This is a genomic window from Erythrobacter sp. W302b, assembly GCF_046452395.1.
Lineage (GTDB): Bacteria > Pseudomonadota > Alphaproteobacteria > Sphingomonadales > Sphingomonadaceae > Erythrobacter.
The window spans coordinates 2,100,355-2,123,432 of sequence record NZ_JBKFDH010000001.1 but is presented as its reverse complement, the minus strand read 5'-3'; the positions used below and the strand labels follow the sequence as shown (position 1 = coordinate 2,123,432).

The 23,078-nt window shown below is 67.1% G+C and carries 8 protein-coding genes; all 8 read left to right on the top strand.

Translation table 11 applies throughout. The annotated features are described in order from the left end of the window. Position 1: 1 nt before the first annotated feature. Complete coding sequence (locus ACLBKT_RS10145; RefSeq protein ID WP_410182795.1) at positions 2–7,600, top strand: MBG domain-containing protein; 7,599 nt, start codon at positions 2–4, stop codon at positions 7,598–7,600. A gap of 1 nt (position 7,601) precedes the next feature. Continuing rightward, positions 7,602–10,664 carry a CHAT domain-containing protein gene (locus ACLBKT_RS10140; protein ID WP_410182794.1) on the top strand — a complete coding sequence of 1,021 codons (3,063 nt, stop codon included), beginning with the start codon at positions 7,602–7,604 and terminating at the stop codon, positions 10,662–10,664. A gap of 15 nt (positions 10,665–10,679) precedes the next feature. After that, entirely contained in the window at positions 10,680–12,740 is a 2,061-nt protein-coding gene (locus tag ACLBKT_RS10135; protein WP_410182793.1) for a CHASE2 domain-containing protein, read from the top strand. Beyond that, positions 12,727–13,473 (top strand): hypothetical protein, encoded by a 747-nt coding sequence (locus ACLBKT_RS10130; RefSeq protein WP_410182792.1) that lies wholly within the window; start codon positions 12,727–12,729, stop codon positions 13,471–13,473. The genes ACLBKT_RS10135 and ACLBKT_RS10130 overlap by 14 nt, the downstream gene beginning before the upstream one ends. Positions 13,474–13,657: 184 nt before the next feature. Beyond that, a complete protein-coding gene (locus ACLBKT_RS10125; protein ID WP_410182791.1) occupies positions 13,658–15,043 on the top strand; it encodes a multiheme c-type cytochrome in 1,386 nt (461 codons plus the stop codon). 2 nt (positions 15,044–15,045) lie between these two features. Beyond that, the gene (locus ACLBKT_RS10120) at positions 15,046–16,998 is read left to right on the top strand and encodes a heme-binding protein (protein ID WP_410182790.1); all 1,953 of its coding nucleotides are present in this window, start codon (positions 15,046–15,048) and stop codon (positions 16,996–16,998) included. Between the two features lie 3 nt (positions 16,999–17,001). After that, positions 17,002–18,855: a hypothetical protein gene (locus ACLBKT_RS10115; protein WP_410182789.1), complete on the top strand. Its 1,854-nt coding sequence runs from the start codon at positions 17,002–17,004 to the stop codon at positions 18,853–18,855. Continuing rightward, positions 18,855–22,976 carry a hypothetical protein gene (locus tag ACLBKT_RS10110; protein WP_410182788.1) on the top strand — a complete coding sequence of 1,374 codons (4,122 nt, stop codon included), beginning with the start codon at positions 18,855–18,857 and terminating at the stop codon, positions 22,974–22,976. Before ACLBKT_RS10115 ends, ACLBKT_RS10110 begins: the two co-directional genes overlap by 1 nt. The last annotated feature ends 102 nt before the right edge of the window (positions 22,977–23,078 follow it).

The following is a 23,078-nucleotide window of genomic DNA, read 5'->3' as shown; positions in this document are numbered from 1 at the left end:
GATGACCCGTGCGAACCGGAGCCGCCATCCTCATGCCAGGCGTTCGCAGCTCATGCTCGGCTGCGGCAGTGCCGCGCTGGCGCTGGCGCTGCTGCTTCCCACCCGGGCCGAGGCGCAGGGCATTCTTGCAGACGGTGCCGTTGTGTTCGGTGCGGCGAACATCGAGGATTCCGGGCCGACCAGCACGACGGTCGATCTGTTCACGCCGACGGTGGTGATCAACTGGACGCCGAACGTGGACAATGCTGGCAATGCACTGGATTTCCTCCGAACGGATGCCAGCGCCCTGTTCCGCAATTTTCAAACGCCAAACTTCGCGGTGTTGAACCGGATTCTGCCGACCGCCAATGGCAACGTTGTGACGATCAATGGCACGGTCCTGTCGCGCTTTTTCGACCCCAATAACGGGGGCACACCGGCCGGCACGGTCGCCTTCTATTCGCCCACCGGGATCCTGATCGGGGGCACCGCAACCTTCGATGTCGGGAGCTTGCTGCTGACCACGCTGGATATCCAGCCGGGCGACTTCGAGGCGTTCGGGCAAGGCGGCATTGCCACCCTCACCGGCGCCGCAGGATCGACCGCGCGTGTCCAGATCAATCCCGGCGCGCAGATCCTCGCGACGCCGGAAAACGCCTTTTTCGCGGTGGTCGCGGCCGATATCGAAATGCTGGGCACGGCGCGGATCAACGGCAGCCATGCCTATGTCGCGGGCGAGGTGGTCAATCTCGGCTTCTCGAATGGTCTGTTCAACATCGTGGTCCCGGTCGGCACGGCGGCGTCCGGCGAGGTGGTGACGGTCAACGGCAATGTCGGCGGCCCATCGAGCACCGGGGCAGGCGACAATCACATGATCTACGGCGTCGCCCGCGCCGGAGCTGACCCGATCAGCATGTTGTTCAGCGGCAATCTCGGCTTCGAGCCCGCGCAGGGTGTCAGTATCGTCAATGGCGAGATCATCCTGTCGGCCAACTACAACGTGTCCGGGCGCGATGTGGACGGCAACACCATCAGCAACGGGATCGCGGCGACCTTCAACGGCAATGCCGCGCTCAGCGATGTGCGCGCGGATATCTTCATCGATGATTTCCTTGCCAGCAGCAGTGTGCTGGCGATCGGTACCCACCGGGTGCAGGCAACATCCTTTGATATCGCAAGCTCGGTCGCTGGCAATCTGCTGCTTGTCGGCCGCGAGAATGCCGAGTTGATCGCGCAAAACGGCCAGGGCTTCACCGTTACCGGCGATGTGCTGGTCGACGCGCGCGACTATGGTGAGAGCGGTGCCATCCTGACATCGCTTGATGCGATCAATGCGCAAGGCGGGTCTTCGCTGATCCTTGCCGGGGTGGGCAGTGATGTCACCATCTCCGGCAGCGCGCTGGTGACGGCCGACGCCCTTGGCGGATTTGATGCGGGCAATCTGACCGCGGGCAGTGCCATTGCCGGTTCGGCGCTGGTCAGTGCGGCGGGCGGCACTATCCGCATCCAGAGGGACGCGACCATCAAGGCGCGGGGGCTCGGCACTCCAACGGCGGGTGCCGGAGTGGGGGCCGAGGCCCGCGGCGGGCTGGCGCAGCTTGCGGCAACGCAAGGGGGCTCGGTCGACGTCACGCAGAAGCTCAACCTGTTTGCCGAGGCGATCGCTGCGGAAGGTTCGCTGGTCGGCCCATCGACCGTGTCGAATGCCTATGGCGGGCAAGCGTTGATGACGGTGGCGGCCGGCGGCGGCACTTTGACCATTGGCGGCGACGTTGAGGCCAATGCAAATGCCCGCGGCGGTTCTTCGAACAGCGCCGGGGCGGGTTCCATCGGTGATGCCGGGACAGCGGCGGCCACGATCAACGGGCCGGGACTGATCACCATCACCGGCCGGATGCAGCTTGATGCCCAAGGGTTTGGCGGTGCCAATGGCAGCGGCATTGGCGGGGTCGGGCTCGGCGGCCGCGCTTCGGCGACAACCTTCACCGGCGGCACGATCGCCATCGGCGGAACAATCGACGCCAGCTTCCGGGCCGACGCGCGCGGTGTGGGCGGTGCCGGGCAGACCGGCGGCGGCGGGTCCGGCGGGATTGCCGGAGCGACCGCAGAAATCGGCACGGTCACGATCCTCGGCCGCGCGCAGGCGACCAGCGATGGTGTCGGTGGCAACGCGACACTCGGACTTGGTGGCAATGGCGGGATTGGCCGGGGCGGCCGGGCGGTCTTCCAGGCCACCGGCACTTTGACGCAAAATGCCACACTCACCATCGGCGGCAATGTCGCCGTGTTTGCGCAAGGCGCGGGCGGCATCGGCGGGCCGACCGATGGTGCAGCAATTGCCGCCGGACGCGGGGGTGACGGCATTGGCGGGGATGGTGCGGCCCCCAATCAGGCCGATCCGACGGTCACCAACGGCGCTTTCCTGCTTGCTGGCGGTGACCGGGGCAACCTGTCGGTCACCGGAAGCGCACAGCTTTCGGCCAATGGCACGGGCGGCCGGGGCGGGGCGGCTGCCGGACTGATCAACGGCGGGCGTGGCGGCGACGGGTTTGGCGGACGGGCGCAGACGGGCCTCGAATTGTTCGGGCTGGACGGTTCGGTTGGCCAGGGAACGGCCACCGTCGGCAACGTGGTGGCCCTCGCCAACGGCACGGGCGGCATTGGCGGCGGCGCGGATTTCGGCTTTGCGACCGGCTCGGGTGGCAATGGCACCGGCGGCTCAGCCGCGCTGACGGTGCGGGCGGGTGACATAACTGCCAATCAGATCACGCTCGAAGCCGCGGGCCGCGGGGGCGAGGGGCGCGTGGGTGGCAGCGGGACCGGGGGCGCGGCTCAAGCGACCGGCAGCCTCGGCGGCGCTGTGTCCTTGGCGCAGTTCAATGCATCTGCAACTGGTGTGGGCGGCAATAGCGGCTTTTCGGCGGGCGGGGCCGGCCTCGGCGGGGAAGCGGCTGTCGAACTGCAAGGCATCAGCGTCACGGTCTCGGGCAACACCACCGTCGAGGCGAATGGCGGCGGCGGGTTTGCCCTGACCGGCAATGCCGGTAACGGAACGGGCGGCACGGCCTATATCGCGGTGACCAACGGCACGCAGGGCAGCGGGACGTTCTCGGGCAACACCGCGATCCTCGCCAATGGCTTGGGCGGCGCACCGGATGAGGGTGGGATCGGCGGCACTGGACGCGGCGGGACGGCCTTTGCGCAGTCGCAAGCGGCCAGCGTGGTGCGCTTCGGCTCGCTTCAGGTGACCGCCAGCGGGCGCGGCGGGGAGAGCGAGGCCGATCAGGCTGCCTATGTCGGCGGCGCCGGATTTGGCGGTTCCGCCGAGCTGCGCAGCCTGGGGACGGGCAGCAGCCTGATCGTCGAGCGCAATTTTGATTCCATCACCTTTGCCGACGCCCTCAACGAGGGGGCGATTGTCGCCGCGCTCGGGATTGGGGGCATCACCTCGGGCGGTACGGGCATTGGCGGCGCGGGCAATGGCGGTACGATTGTGCTGCGTGCGGCGCAAGGCGGGGCGATGGCCTTGCCCGCCAATCCGAACACCGATCCGGGCAGTGGCGGGTTCAACCGGCTGCTCGCGCGCGGAGTGGGTGGCGGCTCGCTGGTAGAGGGCGGCACGGGCGGCGCGGCCTCCGGCGGCGCGGGGCTGATCGAAGTCGACGGCGGCACCATGACCATGGGTGAGACGCTGTTCTCGGTGTTTGGCGAAGGCGGGTCGAGTCTGCTGGCGGGCAGCAACATCAGCGGTGGTAACGCCAGAGGCGGCACCCGTCAGATCCGGGTGCTGAATGGCGGCACGGCGACGCTGGAGCTGCTTGGCGGCGTGGCGGGCGGCGTCGGTGGCAATGGCTCGGGCACGGGCGTTGGCGGTGACGGCTTCGGGGGCCGCAGCACGCTTGAGGTGCTGGGGGCGACGCTCAACCTCGTTGGCCGGACGGTGGTGGTCGATCAGGCCACCGGCGGGACGGGCCGCATCGGCGGCAATGCCTTTGAGAGCGGTGATGACGGGCTCGTCAGCTTCACCGCCAACGAGGCGACGATCAACTTCCTCCCCAATGCGAGCGGCCAGTCAGGCCTTTCGGTCGGCGGGACCAATCAAGGCGGTGCGGGCGGCGTGGCGGGCGGCAATGCGCGCGCCACACCGGCCTCGATCACCATCACCAACAGCACCGTGACCGGCGGCAATTTCGAATTCCTCGCAACCGCGGCGGGCGGCGCTGGGATAGGCCCGGGAGGAAGCGGCGGCAACGCGGTCGCCGCGAATATGACGGTCGCGATCACGGGCTCGGATATCGGCCTCAGCGGACAGAATGTCATTGCGATCGATGCGCTTGGCGGAGCCGGAGCGACGAATGGAACAGGCGGCACGGCCACCAGCGCCAGTGCCGATGTGGTCGTGACCGGCTCCACTCTCAACATCGCCACCAGCGCGGTCGGGCTGCCGGGCGTTCTGCGCGTGCGGTCGCTAGCCAATGGCGGCGCGGGGTCCACCACCGGCAATGCCGCGAGCGGCAGAGCATTGCTCAACCTGGCGGATTCGACCCTCAATGTCGGCCAGGTCTTTATCGAGGCGCGCGCTTTTGCGGAGGCTGCCAATGCGGGGCAGACCGGCGGGATCGCCAATGGCGGGTCTACGCGCCTCGAATATGGCGGTGCAACCGAGGTCACTACGAACCTGATCAGCATCAGCAGCAATGCCCAGACTTCCAGCGGCGGCAGCGCGGCTGCGGGCAGCACCTTGCTTCAGGGGGGCGCTGGCAGCCAGGCGGTGATCAACACCGCCGTGCTGACCATGTCCGCCGATGCCAGCGGGGGTAGCCCCGGGTTGCAGGCCAATGGCGCGGGCCGGTTCCTGGTCGATCTGGGCGGAGGCAACGTCAATGCCGGCACCATGCTGGTCACGGCGCTGGGCGATGCGATCATCGGCGATCCGCCAGCATCGCAGGTCGTCGCCCAAGGCGGCAATCTCAATGTGGCGGGCCAGCTCGATATCTCGGCCTATGACTCTATCCAGATCATCACCGGGGCCGGATCGATCATCGGCAGCCAGCCTGTCGCCGCCACCACCACGGCGATCACGGTTACCTCGCGTGGCACGATCGCAATCACCGACGACAATAGTGGCAGTGTCAGCCTTGGCGGGCAATCGATCAGCCTCAATGCGGGCCGTTCGATCCTGCTCGACGGCAACCTTGCGGTGCGCGATGGCGCGGTCGATGTGCTGGCCAACGTTGCCGGGACGCTGCCGCCTCCTCCGGGCGCTGCCGGTCCTGCGGTCATCACGATGGCACAGGGCAGCTCGATCAATGCCGGCACCGGTTCGGCGACGCTGCGCTTGTTCGATGGCGGCGGCCTTCCCGAACTTGAGAGCGGCACCATCACGCTGGCAAACATCACCGCCGGCCAGATCGACGCGCGCAACTTCGGCACCACGCCCGGCAGCGACATCGTGGTGATCGGCTCGGGCGTGCTGACCGCTTCGGGCACCGGACGCGCCATCGACCTTGCCGCGCTCAATGGCGAGGTCATCAACCTCAATGGCGATGCCGGTCTGATCCTGACCGGCGGCGGGCATTACGGTATCTTCGCCGCGACACCCGCGGGATCGCAGATCGGCTCCTTTGCCAATTATGCCCGGCGCTACAGCATTGCGAACGCGGCGGCCTATGACGCGCTGAACCCGGGAGGCAATTTCGCGGCCTTTCGGATTGTGCCGGTCCTCACTGTGACCGCGAATGATCTCACCCGCTTCTATGGCAGCACGGACCTGGCGCTCACCGCCAGCATCACCGGCTTCCTGCCGGGTGACGATGTGGCGAACCTGTCCGGCGCGCCGCTGCTGACGACGGCGGCCAACAGCACCTCCAATGTCGGCCAGTTCGCCATCAACGCGGCGCAGGGATCCTTGCTCAGTGCACAGGGGTATCAGTTCACCTTCAACCCCGGCCAGCTGACGATTGCGCCGCGCCCGATTACGGTGACAGCGAACAATCTCAGCCGGGTCTATGGCAATGCCAATCCGGCTCTGACCTTCACGGTCGGCGATTTGGGGCTGGTGAACGGCGATCAGCTGACGGGGGCGCTGGCGACCGCCGCTGACGTGACCACGCCGGTCGGCACCTTCGCGATCACCCAAGGCACGCTGGTGGCGAGTTCCAATTACGCGCTGACCTTTGTGGACGGCCAGCTGACGATCACGCCGCGCGGGCTGACGATCACCGCGGATAGCTTGAGCCGGGTCTATGGCGATGCCAACCCGGCGCTGACGTTCACGCTGGGCGGCGCGGGGCTGGTCAACGGCGATCAACTGATCGGAGCGCTCGCGACCACCGCTGACGTGACCACCGGAATCGGCAATGTCGCGATCACGCAGGGCACGCTGACGGCTGGCGCAAATTACGCGGTGAGCTTCACCAACGGCCAGCTGACGATCACGCCGCGCCCGATCAGCGTGACGGCGGACAGCATTGCTCGCATCTATGGCAACGCCAATCCGGCCCTGACCTTCACGGTCGGCGGGGCGGGGCTGGTGAATGGCGATCAGCTGACCGGCGCTCTGGCGACCACCGCTGACGTGACCACCGGTGTCGGCAATGTCGCGATCACGCAAGGCACACTGGCGGCTGGCGCGAACTATTCGGTGAGCTTCACCAATGGCCAGCTGACGATCACGCCGCGCCCGATCAGTGTGACGGCGGACAGCATTTCGCGCATCTATGGCAATGCCAACCCGGCGCTCACCTTCACGGTCGGCGGGGCGGGGCTGGTGAACGGCGATCAGCTGACCGGCGCGCTGGCGACGACGGCTGACGTGACCACCGGGATCGGCAATGTCGCGATCACGCAGGGCACATTGGGGGTCAGCTCCAACTATTCTCTGAACTTTATCGGCGGCCAACTGACGATCACGCCGCGCCCGATCACGATCACGGCTGACAATGTGACGCGCATCTACGGCAACGCCAACCCGGCCCTGACGTTCACTCTGGGCGGGGCGGGACTGGTGAATGGCGATCAGCTGACCGGCGCTCTGGCAACCACCGCTGGCGTGACCACCGGCGTCGGCAATGTCGCGATCACGCAGGGCACGCTGACAGCAGGCGCGAATTACGCGGTGAGCTTTACCAATGGCCAGCTGACGATCACGCCGCGCCCGATCATCATCCGGGCGGACGACAAGGACAAGCTGCTCGGCGAGCCTGATCCGGTGTTCACCTTCACCATCGGCGGGGATGGGCTGGTCAATGAGGACCGGTTGACCGGCAGCCTTGCGCGCGATCCGGGTGAGACCCGCGGCATCTTCGTCATCCGGCAAGGCACGCTCGTCGCCGGGCCGAACTACGTCACCACCTTCGAGCCCGGGGCGCTGACGATCATCGTCCCGCCAACCCCGCTCGCGCTCAACAACCCGACGCTGCTGGAACCCCTCAACATCATCGGCGAACCCCTGCCCGCCTTCAGCGACGAGGAAGAGGACGCCCGCTTCGGCATCGACTTCCTGCAGCGCGCCGATGCGGCGTTGATCTCGGAGGACGAGATGCTCGATGAACCGGTGACCAGTGGCGGCGATGCCTCGCTCTATGGCGGCGGCCAGACACCCCCGACGGGAGGGCAGTGAGATGACCCAGTCCAAGGACAAGGCACGCGTCCTTCTGCCCGCGCTGGCGGCGCTCGGGCTGATGGGGACTTTGCCCGCCAGCCAGGCGGCCGCCGCGCGTGAGCCGGGTCCGGCCAGCCTCAGCCTGCGGGATACCTTCCCGATCGGCTCCAATGGCCTGTGCGAAGCGCAAATCCTTGCCCCCGAGCCGGGCGCGGGGCTATTCGACCGGCGCTATTCGGTGATCTGCCGCGATGCCGCCGCGCCGGTCGGCACGCTGTGGGTGGTGAAGACGGGAAGCGCGGTCCCTGCGCCTGCGCGCTTTGCGGGTGCGGATGCGCGCTGCATCGATGGCGCTGGCGGAGCAGTCGCCGTGACCGGGATCGCCGCCGTGCAACGCTTCTCCTGCGCCAGGGAGGGCAGCGCGCTGCGCGCGGATGTGCTGATCGGCAATCGCGGCGGACGCACCTATGCGGCCAGCGGATTGACGGCCTATGCCAAGGCGCTTGAGCTCGGCATGGCATCCTTGGCGAGCGATGCGGTGGTGCCCGGCATCGTCGAAATCCCGCTCACCAGCACCACCGACGCGGTCACCTTTGCCCGCCAGCAGGCCGAAGCGATCGCGGCCGATCAGGCGCTGATCGAAGCCTACCGCCGCAGCAACGCCGGCGATTTTGCCGAAGCAGCGGAATTTTTCGCGGCATCCTCGGCCGCGCTGGCGGGGCCGGGTGCCGCCGAAGCGCGCCTGAATGAAGCGCTGCTCCAATCCAATCTCGGCAACTTCGCCGAGAGCCGCCGCCGTTTCGCTGCCTTGCGCAGCGGCAGCGCGACCAGCCCCGTCCTGGCCCGCCTGCAACGCAATTACGAAGCGATGGACGCGCTCAACCAACGCCAGTCGGCGCGCGCGCTCGCGCTGCTCGATGCACCGCTCCCGGTCGAATTCACCGACAATGCGGCGCTCGCCAGCCTCCAGATCGGGCCGGCGCTGGCGGGACAGCTGGCCAGCGAGAGCGGGCGGGTCACAGGTGACTATGCACTCAGCCTGACTCCGCTGGAACGGGCGCAGCTGCTCGATGGGCAGCACGCCTATCTCAAAGCCACAGTGCTGCGGCAGTTGGGCCGGACCGAGGACGCGGCGGGCTTCCTGCGCACCGCCGAAGCGATCTTCGGCGATGTGCGCGGCGGACGTGTGGTGTCGATCATGTGGCTGCGAGCGCAGGTGCTGGGTGAGCTTGCCGAACTCGCCGAGCGCTCCGGCAAGCAGGGGGAGGCGGAGCGGCTGCACAAGCAGGGGATCACCCTGCTCGAAGCGACCTATCCCGGCTCGCCCGCGCTGGGCACCGCCCGGGCGCAGCTGGCCGGGCTCTATGCGCGCAGCGGCCGCCGTGAGGAGGCGCTGACGCTGTACCGCACGGTTATCGCCGATGCGAAAGGCCGGGCCACGCCATCGCTCCGCAGCTTGCTGACGCCTTATTTCGGGCTGTTGATCGACGAGGGTCGCGGCAATGCGAGCGCAGCGGGCGATCTGTTCGCCGCCAGCCAGCTGCTCCAGCGCCCGGGCCTTGCTCAGACTCAGGCGGCTCTGGCGCGCGAGCTTTCGGGCGGCAGTGACGAAGCCTCGCAAATGTTCCGCACCGCCACCAATCTCGGCCGGGGGATCGAACAGCTGCGCACCGCGCTGCTCGAACTGGAGACCATACCTGAACCCGACGCTGGCCAGCTTGCGCTGATCGCCGAGAAGGCTGCGCGGCTCGAACTGCTGCGGCAGCAGCAGGCCGAAGTGCTGGACAAGCTCGCCGCCTTTCCGCGCTACCGTGCCGTCAGCGAACAGGCGATCTCGCTCGCCGACCTGCAAGCCACGCTCACCGAGGGCGAGGCCTATGTGAAGCTCGCGACGCTCGAGCGCGATGCCTATGTCATCTACGCCACCCGCGATGCTGCGATGGCCTGGCGGGCCGATGCCACCCCGGCGCAGCTCGACAAGCTGGTAAGCCAGATCCGTGAGAGCATCGCGGTGGTCGAAGGCGGGCAGGTGCTGACCTATCCCTTCGACATCGTGCGCGCGCGTGAGCTTTACGTCCGCCTGTTCAACCCGGTAGCGGACGAACTGCCCAAGGCCCGCCACATCGTGTTCGAGCCCGATGGCGCGCTGCTCAAGCTGCCGATCAACCTGCTCGTCACCGACGATGCCAGCGTTGCGGCCTATCAGGCGCGGATGAAGCAGAAGGGTGCGGACGAATATGACCTGCGGGGCACCAAATGGCTCGGGCGCAGCACTCAGATCAGCACCTCGGTCGCCGCCTCGGCGTTCCGCGATGTGCGGGCGGCACCGCCGTCGGATGGCAGGCGTGCCTATCTCGGGCTTGGCGAAAACGCGCCGATCGGCACCGCCACACCCGCTGCCGCGCGCACCCGGGCTGCCTTGGACGCGGGCGAGAAGTGCCTGTGGTCGCCCAATATCTGGGCCAATCCGATCAAGGCGGACGAACTGCGCGGCGCAGCGGCCCGCTTTGGCGAGGGCGCTCGGGTCCTGACCGGGGCTGCTTTCACCGACAGCGCGATTGCCGCTCTGCCTGACCTGTCCGAATACCGCATCCTGCACTTTGCCACGCACGGCCTCGTCACCGCGCCGCAACCGCAATGTCCGCCGCGCCCGGCGCTGCTGACCAGCTTCGACAGCGTGGAAGGTTCGGACGGGCTGCTGAGCTTTGCCGAGATTTTCGGTCTGCGGATCGATGCCGACCTCGTGATCCTGTCCGCTTGCGACACCGCGGGCAGTGCGACGGTGGGCGCGACCCGTGAGGCCGGCGTCACCGGCGGCGGCGAGTTCGCGCTTGATGGGCTGGTGCGCGCCTTCGTGGGTGCAGGGGGACGGACCGTGCTGGCGAGCCACTGGCCGGTGCCGGACGATTACAACGCGACCGGACGCCTGATCGCGGGCCTGTTTGCCGAGGACGGGCGCGCCACCGCTCAAGCGCTCAAGGCCTCGCAGGAGGCGTTGATGGATGATGCCGAAACCTCGCACCCGTTCTACTGGTCGGCCTTTGCCGTGGTGGGCGACGGTGCGGCCAAGCTGGCGCGTTGAGGCGCGGCTGTTGCCATGAACACCAGCGCCGCCGCTGGCTCTGCCCTGCGCCTCGGTTGGCTGGCGCGCGGTTGGCGCAATGTGCGCGAAGCGGGCGGGATGCAGCTGGCTTTGACCGTCATGCTCGTGTGCGTGGCGCTGTTCATCGCGCGCTACAGCTGGGTTCTGCCCGATGGTTCCGAACCCACCCCGCTCACCAGCGAGGCTGAGCGCGCGTTTTACGATCTCAGGGCCTATTATTCCGCCGATCTGGTCGAGGAAGACCAACGGGTCGTGCTCGTCGTCTATACCGATCAGACCCTGATCGCCGCGCGCAAGCGCTCACCGCTCGACCGGGGCCTGCTCGCCAAGACGCTGCGCACGCTCGACACCTTCGCGCCCAAGGCAATCGGGATCGATATCTTGTTCGACCAGCCACAGGACGAAGACGAGGAGCTGATCGCCACGCTGCGGAGCATGAAGACCCCGGTTGCGGTCGCCTATGCCGCCAAGGCGACCAACCCCGACGATATCGAATACGAACAGCAGCAGTTCCTCGAAGCCTTCATGGCGCGGCTGGAAGGCAGCAAGGCGAAGCCCGCGAGCATCCGGCTCGACAACACCTTTGGCGCAACCCGGCTGTGGCCCGATATCCGCGAGGGCCTGCCGCCGCTGCTCGGGCGCGTGATGCTGGCCGAGGCAGGGGAGCCTGCCGCCGCCTTTGCCGATTACGAGGGCGCAATCGATTACCGGCGGCCCAAGTTTCAGGATTCGGTGCTGTTTCCCCCCGCCCAGATCGACCTCTTCGTCGATCCCGACCCGGAGATCCTGCCCTTCCTCAAGGAACAATATGCCGGCAAGTACATCCTGATCGGCGGCGATATCGTCGATTACGACCGGGTCGAGACGACCTTCACCTCGATCAATGGCGAAGTTCCCGCAGGGATCTCTGTCCATGCCGAAATCATCGCCCAGATGCTGGATAACCGCGTCCTCACCCCGATCCCGATCTGGGTGCTGTGGGTCATGGCGGTTCTGGTGATCATGGTTGCGGTCTTCACGGCACTGCTCGAATGGCCCGCGCGGCGGCTGGCGCTGTTTGGCGTCGCGCAGCTCGTGATTTTTCAGGGCGCGCCGGTGCTGTTGCAGGTTCGCAATGTCGATACCTACGGATTGCCGGTGGTCGGCTGGCTGATCGGATGGATCATCGTCTTCACCGCCGTGACCACAGCTGCGCGCGCATCGGGTGCGGTGCAGCGCAATTTCGCCACGGGGGCGCTCGGCAAATACATCCCGCGCGACATCGCCCTCGCGATCATCGACAAGCCCGAGCTCCTGTCGCTGGGCGGCGAGAAGCGCGAAATCTTCGTGCTGTTCAGCGATCTGGAGGGCTTCACCAAGATGAGCCACGCGATCGAGCCGGAAATGGTGGCCAAGCTGCTCAACCGCTATCTTGATCGGCTCAGCCAGGTGGTGCTCGACCATGGCGGCGTGATCGACAAGTTCGTTGGCGATGCGGTGGTGGCGTTCTGGGGCGCGCCGATCAGCCGCCCGGATGATGGGATGCGGGCGGCGCGCGCGGGGTTTGCGATGTGGCAAGCGGGTGAGGCGTTCCGGCGCGAGGTGGCCGCGATGGATGCCAGCCTGCCGCCGATCGGCAAGACCCGCGTGGGCCTGCATTACGGCGCGGCGGTGATCGGGAACTTTGGCGGCGCGACTCGCATCCAGTACACTGCGCTGGGCGACTCAATGAACACGGCTGCGCGGCTGGAAGCGGCTAACAAGGCGCTCGATTCAGCGGTGATGGCCAGCCGCGAATTCGCCGAGGCTTCGGGGCTCGATTGGTGGCGGCCGATGGGGCGAGTGCAATTGCGCGGGCGGGCGCGGGCGGTGGATCTGTTTGAACCCGCGCCCGATTTCCCGGCCGAAGATCGCGCGCTGCTGGCCGAGGCCTGCGCACTCGCCGCGACGGACCATGCTGCGGCCCTGCGCCTGGCGCAGCAGGTGGCCGCGCGCCACCCTGACGATACAGCGCTGAGCAATCTTGCCCGGCGCATGGAAGCAATGGACGAGGGAGGAACCTATGTTCTCGCATAAGTTGACATCGCGGCTGACGGCGCTCGCGCTGGCGGGTGCGGCGCTGGCGCTGCCGGTTGCGGCACTGGCCGGGGTGGTGGTGAAGTCCACCGGCCCCTCTTCGAGCAAGTACCCGGTTGGCACCAAGATCGATGACAATGCATCGATCACGCTGAAGGCGGGTGATGTGGTCACCGTGCTCACCGCTGACGGCACCCGCGTCATCAAGGGGGCGGGCACCTTCCGCGTGGGCGACCGTCCGCAGGTCGCGGCGGACCGCTTCGCCTCCCTCACCCGCAAGCGCGCCGCCACCCGCGTGCGCACCGGGGCCGTGCGCGGCGAGGCGGACGAGAACCCGACCAATCCCAGCCTGTGGTATGTCGATGTCACCCGTTCGGGCACAATCTGCCTGTACGACCTTGCCACTGTGCGCCTGTGGCGGCCCGCCACGCCCGGCACCAGCACCTACCGGATGTTCAACCGGGAGAACGGCGCAGCGGTCGATGTCACATTCGACGAGGCGGTGATGATCGCCGCGCTCGATCCGGCGCGCCTGCCGATTGTGGAGGGCGCGTCCTACACCATCACCGGGCCGGACAATGCCACCAGCGCACAGATCGATTTCGTGCTGCTGCCTGAGGATTACGAGGCGCCCGATGCGCTCGCCGAAGCGCTGATCGCCAAGGGCTGCACGGTGCAGCTCGAAGCGCTGGCTTCCAGCCTTGAGGCCTCGGCCGAAGCCAGCGGGGACTGAAACCGCATTGGCTGTTGCATCCCGGCCCCAAGCTTGGGACAAGGGAGGCAGGGGTCGGCCAAACGGGGGAATCGGCAGGCGGACAATCAAACCGGACGCAGGGGTACAAGCAGCGCGTGGGGGCGCGTGCTAGCCTGCTATGGTTTGGGGCAATCCGGCTCTCGGGCATCTCGGGGGGGATGGGATGAGGCGATTTTGGGCGGATGCGGTCACAGGCCTGGCGCAGCGGCGGGTAGCCTTGCGCATCGCGGCGGTGGTCGGATTGGCTGCGCTCTACCCGGCCTCTGGCGCGATCGGTAACGGCACGTTCGAAGGCGTCGCCAGCTGCGCCGGATCGACCTGTCATGGCCGGGCCGAAGGCAATGGCGCGGTGGTCCGGCAGGACGAGATCGCCACCTGGCAGGAACCCTCATCCCCCAGCGGTGCCCATTCCCGCGCCTATGCCGTGCTCGGCGGTCGGCGCGGTCAGCAGATCGCCGCGAGCCTCGGGCTGGGTAATGCGCAATCGGCTCCGGCGTGCCTCGGCTGCCATGCCACCAATGTCCCCGAAGGTCAGCGCGGTGCAAAGTTCACCGTCACCGACGGGGTCGGCTGCGAAAGCTGCCACGGACCGTCGGGCGGGACATGGTTGGCAGAACACTATGCACTGCCGGCCACCCATGCCTCGAACGTCGCGGCCGGGCTGACGCCCCTCGACAACCCCAAGGCGCGCGCCAATGTCTGCCTTGATTGCCATTACGGATCATCGAAACCGGGCCAGTTCGTCACCCACGCGATGATGGCCGCGGGCCACCCGCGCGTTTCCTTCGAGCTCGATCTCTTCAGCGCCTTGCAGCAGCACCACACGGTCGACGGCGATTACACCGCGCGCAAGGCCGCGCCCAATTCGGTGCGGTTTTGGGCGGTGGGGCAGGCCGAAGCGGTGCGCCGCGCGACCAGCCTCTTTGCCCAACCGAGGTTCGCTTACGAGGGTGCCTTTCCGCAGTTCTATTTCTACGACTGCCATTCGTGCCACCGGACGATCATCGATGGCCCGCAGCGCAAGCTCACCTTCGAGCCCAATCCCGCGCGCCCGATCCCGTTCGGCAACCCGCCGTTCAATGATGAGAACATGATCATGCTTCAGGCGGTCGCCAGCGCGTTGGTGCCGGGCGAGGCGGCCAAGTTCCAGAGCGCCGCGCGCGGCTTCCACGCAGCCATGGGGCAGGGGCCCGCTGAAGCGCGTGCGGCTGCGCAGGCATTGTCGGTTCATGCAGGGGTCTTGGCCGATGCATTGTCGGGTCGTGCCTATGCCGATGCGGACGCCTTCAGGGTGATCGCGATCATCGCGGGCGAGGCGACCGCGCCGCGCTTCACCGACTACGCCGGATCGGTGCAGGCGGTGATGGCGGTCGACACGCTGCTCAACGCGTTGGTGCGCGAGGGCCGAGTGACACAGGGCGCCGCCGCCGGAATCCGCGGGGAAATCGCTCGGGCGTACAAGGCGGTGGAGGAGCCAAACGCCTACCGCCCGGCCGATTTCCGCGCGGCGCTCAAATCGGCCAGCGGCGCGATTGGCAGGCTGCAATAGCGATGCGCAAAGGGGGGGCATTCTGGGTTGCGGCAAGCGCCTTGGTGATCGCCTCCTGCGGGGGCGGTGGGCCGTCCTCGAGCGGCGGCGCGACCGGCGGCACCGGCCCAACGCCGACACCCACGCCGCCGCCTGCCGGTCAAGTGTATTCCGTCCCCGCCGCCGAAAGTCTCACCAGCGCCGAAGTCGGCACGATCATCGCTCAGGCCGCCGCTGAAGCGCGGGCGCGCGGGGTAGCGGCGACCATCGCGGTGACTGACCGGGTGGGCAATGTGCTCGGCGTCTTTGCCATGCCGGGGGCTGCGGGCACCGCGCGCATTCCCTCGGCGCCCGATGGCAGCAATCAGGACGCGCAGGGCCTCACCATCCCGAGCGCCGGAGCGGCCATCGCCAAGGCGATCACCGGGGCCTACCTCTCCAGCAGCGGCAATGCCTTCTCGACCCGCACGGCGAGCTTCATCGTGCAGGAGCATTTCCCGCCTGCGCCGACCACCGCAGGCCTGGAAAGCGGCCCGCTGTTCGGGGTGCAGTTCAGCCAGCTACCCTGTTCCGACCTCGCCGCGCGGGCGAGCGACGGGTTCATCGGCCCCAAGCGTTCGCCCTTGGGCCTCGCCGCCGATCCGGGGGGCTTCCCGCTCTACCAGAACGGCGTGGTCGTCGGCGGCATCGGGGTGATTGCGGACGGCAGTTACAGCTTCGATCCCAATGTGCTCGACCGGGATGGCGATGTGGACGAGGCGATTGCGCTCGCCGGGACGGTGGGGTTCGAAGCCCCGGTCAGCATCCGCGCTGACCGCATTACCGCCGACGGGACTTCGCTGCGCTATACCGACGTCGAGTACACGCAGATCAGCAATCTTGCCGGCGCGAGCTTTGCGGGAACGGCGGGCGCGTTGGTGCCAGTGGCCGGCTATTACATGGGATCGGCGCTGCTGGCGGGCGCGACCTATGGCAGCGAGGCTTCGGGCGTGCGCGCGTCGACGGCCGCGGAATTCGCCAACCGCGATGCCTTCGTGCTCACCAATGGCGCGGGCGCGAACCGCTTTCCGGTGCGCGGCGGAACCGATGCGGGCGATGTGGCGAGCCCGCTGACCGCAGCTGAGGCGCGGGTGATCCTTGAAGAGGCCTTCACCGTGATGAGCCGCGCCCGGGCGCAGATCCGTCAGCCGCTCGATAGCCGCGCGCAGGTGACGATCAGTCTGGTCGATACGCGCGGGCAGGTGCTTGGCCTTGTCCGCTCCCCCGATGCGCCGGTCTTCGGCATCGATGTGAGCTTGCAAAAGGCGCGCACGGCCAATTTCTTCTCGGGCGCGTTTGCTGCCAATGAATTGCTGGCGGCGGGCGGGGAAGTGCCGCAATTCGTGGCCCGGACGCGCGCGTTCCTCGGCGATCCTGCGGCGCTGACCGGCGGCTTTGCCCTTTCCGACCGCGCCAGCGGCAACCTGTCACGGCCCTATTTCCCCGATGGCGAGGTGGGTCAGCCCAACGGCCCGCTGTCGCGCCCGATTGCGCAGTTCAATCCGTTCTCGACCGGACTGCAAAGCGCGCTGATCGTCGGCAATCTCGCGCAGCATCTCGCCTTCGTCACCGGCGCGAGCGCGCAGGACACCCCGCGCCGTTGCACCGCTTTGCCGCAAGTCACAACGGGCGCGACGCGGCTGGACAATGGCATCCAGATCTTCCCCGGATCAGTCCCGGTCTATCGCGGCAATGTGCTGGTCGGCGGCATCGGGGTGTCGGGCGACGGGATCGATCAGGACGACATGATCAGCTTCCTCGGCCTGCACAACGGCGCAAACCGTGCGGGCGGCGGCCTGGGCAATGCGCCGACTGCGATCCGCGCTGACCGGATCGTGGTCGCGGTCGGAAATCGTCAAGTGCGGCTGCGCTACGTCAACTGTCCGTTCGCGCCGTTCATCGGCAGCAGCGAACAGAACGTGTGTCAGGGGCTCTAGCCGATGATGCCGCTGCTCCCCGCCCTGCTGCTGCTACAGGCTGCCCCACCCGAGGAGCCGACGCCCCCCGTGGTGCCGCCCGGCGAGGCACCCGCGGCACAGGACTGGGAGCAGGACGTGCCCCCCGTCGACCCCGGCATCATCGAGGGCCGCGAGCGCCCCGGCTACACCGCGCCGCTGCCCGAACGGATCGAACAGAACAACGAAGGCGCAATCCGCGCGCCGCCCCCCAGCGCTTTTCCGACCGATCAGCTGCCCATCCCCGATCGCTGGCGGCTGATCGAGAGCCTGGGTCTGGTGAAGGAGAACCTGTTCGATCCCTATCACCAGAACACCTACAAGGGTGACCGCCCGATCAACCGCGCCAAGGTGCCGTGGCTGCCGATCAAGGGCGATGACTGGTTCTTCGTCGCCAACCTCATCAGCGACTCGGTCTACGAACCGCGCACCTTCCCGATCCCTGTCGGCGTCCAGACCACCGAAGACCCGGACCGCAACGACGTGTTCGGGAACGATTTCAGTCAGGTCTTCAGCCAGACCTTCATCGCCGGTTTCGCGCTGCTGAAAGGTTCGACCACCTTCAAGCCGCCGACCATCGAGTACCGCGTCACGCTGGCCTACAACGTCAACTATGTCGACGTGCCCGAGCGGCGCGTGCTGTTTGTGGAACCCTCGCGCCCCTCGCACCGGCTCGACCAGTTCCTTGGGGTGCAGGAAGCCTTCGTCGATTACCACTTCAGCCAATTCGACAATGACCGGTTCGACTTCATCTCGCTGCGTGCCGGGATCCAGCCGTTCCAGTCGGACTTCCGGGGTTTCCTGTTCAACGACCAGCAGCTGGGCGTGCGCCTGTTCGGATCGCGCGACAACAACCGCTTCCAGTTCAATCTTGGCGCGTTCTGGCGTCTTGAGAAGGACACCAATTCGGGCCTCAACGCGATCCTGAGGAGCCCGCGCGATGATTTCGTCTTCGTCGCCAATGCCTATCGGCAGGACTTCCTGATCCCGGCGCTGACCAGCCAGATCACCGTGGTCTACAACATGAACCGCGAGGCCGATGACATCCAGATCGACACCAACGGCTTTCCGGTGCGCCCGGCCTTGCTGGGGACGCTGCGGGGCCGCGAGTATGACGTCGTCTATCTCGGCTACAACGCCGATGGCCGCATCGGACGGGTGAACCTGACGGGCAGCTTCTACTGGGCGCTGGGGGAGGATCGGAATTCCTTCTTCACCGACCGCCCGGCCGACATCAACGCGCAGTTCGCCGCGGTCGAAGCCAGCTATGACCGCAACTGGATGCGCTTCCGCCTCTCGGCCGCCTATGCCAGCGGGGACGAGGATCCCTATGACGATACCGAGGGCGGGTTCGATGCGATCTTCGAAAACCCGGTCTTTGCGGGGGCCGATACCTCCTACTGGATCCGCCAAACCATCCCCTTTGCGGGCGGGGGGCGAGCGGTCAGTGTCAATGGCCGCAACGGCCTGCTCAATTCGCTGCGCTCCTCGAAGGAGCAGGGGCAGTCGAACTTCAACAACCCCGGCCTGATGCTGCTGGGCATGGGTGCGGATTTCGATCTGACGCCGCAGTTCCGCCTGTCGGCCAATGCCAACCACCTGTGGTTCGCAAACACGTCGAACCTTCAGGCGCTGCGCAACGAAGGGTCGATCCCGAAGGAAATCGGCTTCGACCTGTCGGCTGCGGCGATCTGGCGGCCCAAGGCCAATCAGAACCTCGTCTTCCGCCTATCTGCCGCCACACTGCTGGCGGGGGACGGTTTCCGCGACCTGTTCACCGCGCGCGGCGGCGGGCGGGAGTTCGTTTCGATCCTCGCCAACGTGGTGTTGACCTACTGATGCGCGCGCTGACCCACTCCCTCACCCGCCAGATGGCGCTGCTGGCAGCGGCGCTGGTGCTGGCCATCGGCCTGTTCGCGGGCGCGCCGCAGGCGGCGGACAAGGAGAAGCCGGTCAAGCGCGATTACTCGCTCATCATCGCGCCGCCCGCGCCGCAGCGGCAATCGGTCGCCGAGATGGACGCCAAGTCCGAAGGCTGCCTCACCTGCCACGTCAAGACCGATGCGCCGACCATGCACGTCTCGCCTGCCGTGCGGCTGGGGTGCACCGATTGCCACGGCGGCAACCCCACAGTGCGCGGCAATGCCGAGCTTCCGCACGATCACCCCGATTACGTCGCCGCGCGCGACAATGCCCACGTGCTGCCGACCTATCCCGACAGCTGGCACTTCCCGTCCTCGGCCAACCCCAAGCGGTCCTACGCGCTGCTCAACAAGGAAGCGCCCGAGTTCGTGAAATTCGTGAACCCGTCAGACTACCGCGTGGCGCGTGAGGCCTGCGGCTCATGCCACATTCAGGCGATCGAGGCGGCCGAGCGCTCGATCATGGCGTCAGGCGCGATGCTGTGGGGCGGGGCGAGCTACAATAACGGGATTCTGCCGTTCAAGAACTACCTGCTGGGCGAGGCCTATACCCGCGACGGGTTGCCTGCGAAGATCACCTCGCCCGGCGCGGGGCCGGGGGGTGTGCTGTCGGAAGATCAGATCGCGCGCGGCGTGCTTGCCGAGATGTATCCGCTCCCGACGTGGCAGGTGATCCCGCCGGGCGACATCTTCCGCGTGTTCGAGCGCGGGGGCCGCACGATCAACTCGCAGTTTCCGGAAATCGGCCTACCCAACCCTTCGGGCTCGATCCAGCGGCTGGAAGAGCCGGGGCGGCCCGACCTCAAGCAGTCCAATCGCGGCCCCGGCACCGGCCTGCGCGTCGCGATCCCCGCGCTCAACATTCACAAGACCCGCCTCAATGATCCCTTCACCTGGTTCCTCGGGACCAATGACCAGCCGGGCGACTATCGCCATTCGGGCTGCGCGAGTTGCCATGTGGTCTATGCCAATGACCGCGAACCGCGCCATTCGCTGATCTATGCGCAATTTGGGCGGGACGGGCAGAGCATCACCGCCGATCCGACCATCGCCGAAAAGATCGAACATGCGGCGGCGGGCCATGATGAGAAGACCACCGGCCACGGCGCGGTGAAGCAGCCGGGCCATGATGATCACGAAAAGGAAGCGGTTCCGGGCAAACGCGCCGACGACGGGCTGACGGTGGGCGGGCAGCTGAAGGAGAAGGGCCACCCGCTCCAGCACGTCTTCACCCGGGCGATCCCGACCAGCCAGTGCATGAACTGCCACATGCACCAGCCCAACATCTTCCTGAATTCCTTCCTCGGCTACACCATGTGGGATTACGAGAGTGACGCGCCCGCGATGTGGCCCAAGCAGCAGAAATACCCCACCGCCGAGGACGTCCGCGCCGCCAATGACCGCAACCCCGAAGGCGCAGCGCCCAAGGGCAACTGGGCCGACCTCGACTTCCTGCGCAACGTCTATGACCTGAACCCGACCCTCAAGGACACCCAATTCGCCGATTACCACGGCCACGGCTGGAACTTCCGCGCGATCTTCAAGCGCGACCGGGAGGGCAACTTGCTGGATGCGGATGGCAATGTCGTTGACCCCGACGATCCGGAGAAATGGCGCAAGGAAGGCGAGGGCAAGTTCGTCCCCCCCGGCACCAATCCGGGCAAGGCGGTCCACATGATGGACATTCACGCCGAAGTCGGCCTGCAATGCGCCGATTGCCACTTCGAGCAGGACAGCCACGGCAATGGCCTCATCTATGGCGAGGTCGCCAACGCGATCGAGATCACCTGCAAGGACTGCCACGGCACGCCCGATGCCTACCCCACCCTGCGCACCAGCGGCCCCGCCGCACCGCCGGAAGGCCACGACCTCAGCTTGCTGCGCAACCCCGATGGCAAGCGCCGGTTCGAATGGATGGAAGGCGCGGACGGCCGGCGAAAGCTGATCCAGCGGTCCATCGTCGATCCGAAACTCGAATGGGAGATGAGCCTCGTCAAGGACTCGGTCGATCCCGCCACTCCGGTATTCAACGCCAAAGCGGCCCGCGCGAAGCTGGTGAGCCGTTACGGGGCCGAGACGGGGAATTTCGAATTCGGCACCGGCATCGCGCTCGACGACCGCGCGCATCGCGACCCCGAAATGGCGTGTTTCACCTGCCACCTTTCATGGACGACGAGTTGCGGCGGGTGCCACCTACCCATCGAGGCCAACTGGAAGACCAAAAGCCACCGCTATGAGGGCGGCGAGACCCGCAACTTCGCGACCTACAACCCGCAGGTCGCGCGCGACGAGATGTTCCAGCTGGGCAAGCACCAGACCACCAAGGGCAACCAGGTCGCCCCGGTGCGCTCGTCCTCGGCGCTGGTGCTGTCCTCGACCAACATCAACCGCGAACGCATCTACGTGCAGCAGCCGCCGATTTCGGCCATCGGCTTCTCCAGCCAGGCCTTCGCGCCGCACTTCCCGCACACCGTGCGCAAGACCGAGACCAAGACCTGCACCGATTGCCACCTCAGCGCCAAGGACGATAACAACGCGATCATGGCGCAGCTCTTCCTGCTGGGCACCAATTACGTGAACTTCGTCGGCCTCAACGCGTGGAGCGGCCTCGAGGGCGGCTTCCAGGCCACCCGCGTGACCGAATATGACGAGCCGCAGGCGGTGATCGGCTCCTATCTCCACCGCTACGCCTACCCCGATTACTGGGGCCTCCACGTCGACCAGAACGGGCGCGAGCTGAAGAACTGGGTGCGCGGCAAGACCTTCGACAAAGGCATGAGCGGGGAGACCCATCCGCTGGAGGAATTCGTCAACGTGCACGAGGGCACCTCCGACCGGGTCGGCTGCCTGCAACTGCGCGGCGAATACATGTTCGTGGCGGGCGGCAAGGGCGGGTTCACCGCCTATGACGTCGCCAGCATCGCCAACAAGGGCACGTCGGAACGGATCCTGAAGGGGCCGTTCAGCGCGCTCGGCCATGACACCAACGTCAAGACCACCAACGCGACCTGCATGGCGCTCGCCACCAACCAACCGATTGCGCCGACCCGCAGCACGCCCGAATTGCGCGTCATCAATCAGGAACAGGCCTTCCTGCCGATCTACAACTATGCGGTCGTCACCGATGCGGTGGAGGGCCTGATCCTCGTCAACGTCAACACGCTGGCGGATGGGGAATTCCGCAACAACAAGCTGACCCGCAAGACCTATGCCGATGGCTCGACGGCGTGGAACCCCGACGGGGTGCTGACAGGGGCGCGGCATATCGTGCTGGCGGGCGAGGTGGCCTATATCACCGCCGACAAGGGCCTGGTGGTGGTCGATCTCGCCAACCCCGATACGCCCAAGCTGGCGGCGGTGCGGCCGCTGCGCGATGCGCGGGCTTCCGCGGTGCAGTTCCGCTATCTCTGGGTCACCGATGCCGAGGGGGTGAAGCTGTTCGACATCACCGCGCTGCGCGCGCCGGTTGCGGTGCCCGAGGGCGCCGTGCCGCTGGCCGACGCGCGGCGCATGTATATCGCGCGCACCTATGCCTATGTCGCGGCGAAGGGAGAGGGTCTGGTGATCCTCGACGTGAAGAACCCGCGCGCGCCCCGGGTCTATCAAAAGGTGACGCTGGAGGGATCGCTCAACGATGCCGAGGATGTGATCGTCGGCACCACCAACGCCTCGCTATTCGCCTATGTGGCCGATGGGCGCAACGGGATGAAGGTGCTGCAACTCACCAGCCCGGACAGCCAGCGCAATTTCTACGGCTTCAGCCCCGCGCCCAAGCCTGAAATGATCGCCTGGGCCAAGACCCCATCGCCCGCCATCGCCCTGTCCAAGGGCCTGGACCGCGACCGCGCGGTGGACGAGACCGGCGGGCAGATGGCGGTGTTCGGCAGGCTTGGCTCGCGACCGTTCACGCGGGCCGAAATGGAGCGGCTGTTCATGACCCGCTCGGGCGTGCCGTGGAAGGTGAGCGATGACGTCGACATGAAGCGTTGGGTCGGGGTGGCCCCGACGGGCGCACCAAGGGCGGCAGTGGGGAAGTAATGCAACACCCCGCCCCGGGCCTGACCCGGGGCCCAGCTCTCTTTCTCGCCGATGTTGAGTGAGAAGAACAGCGGGGCCCCGGGTCAAGCCCGGGGCGGGGGA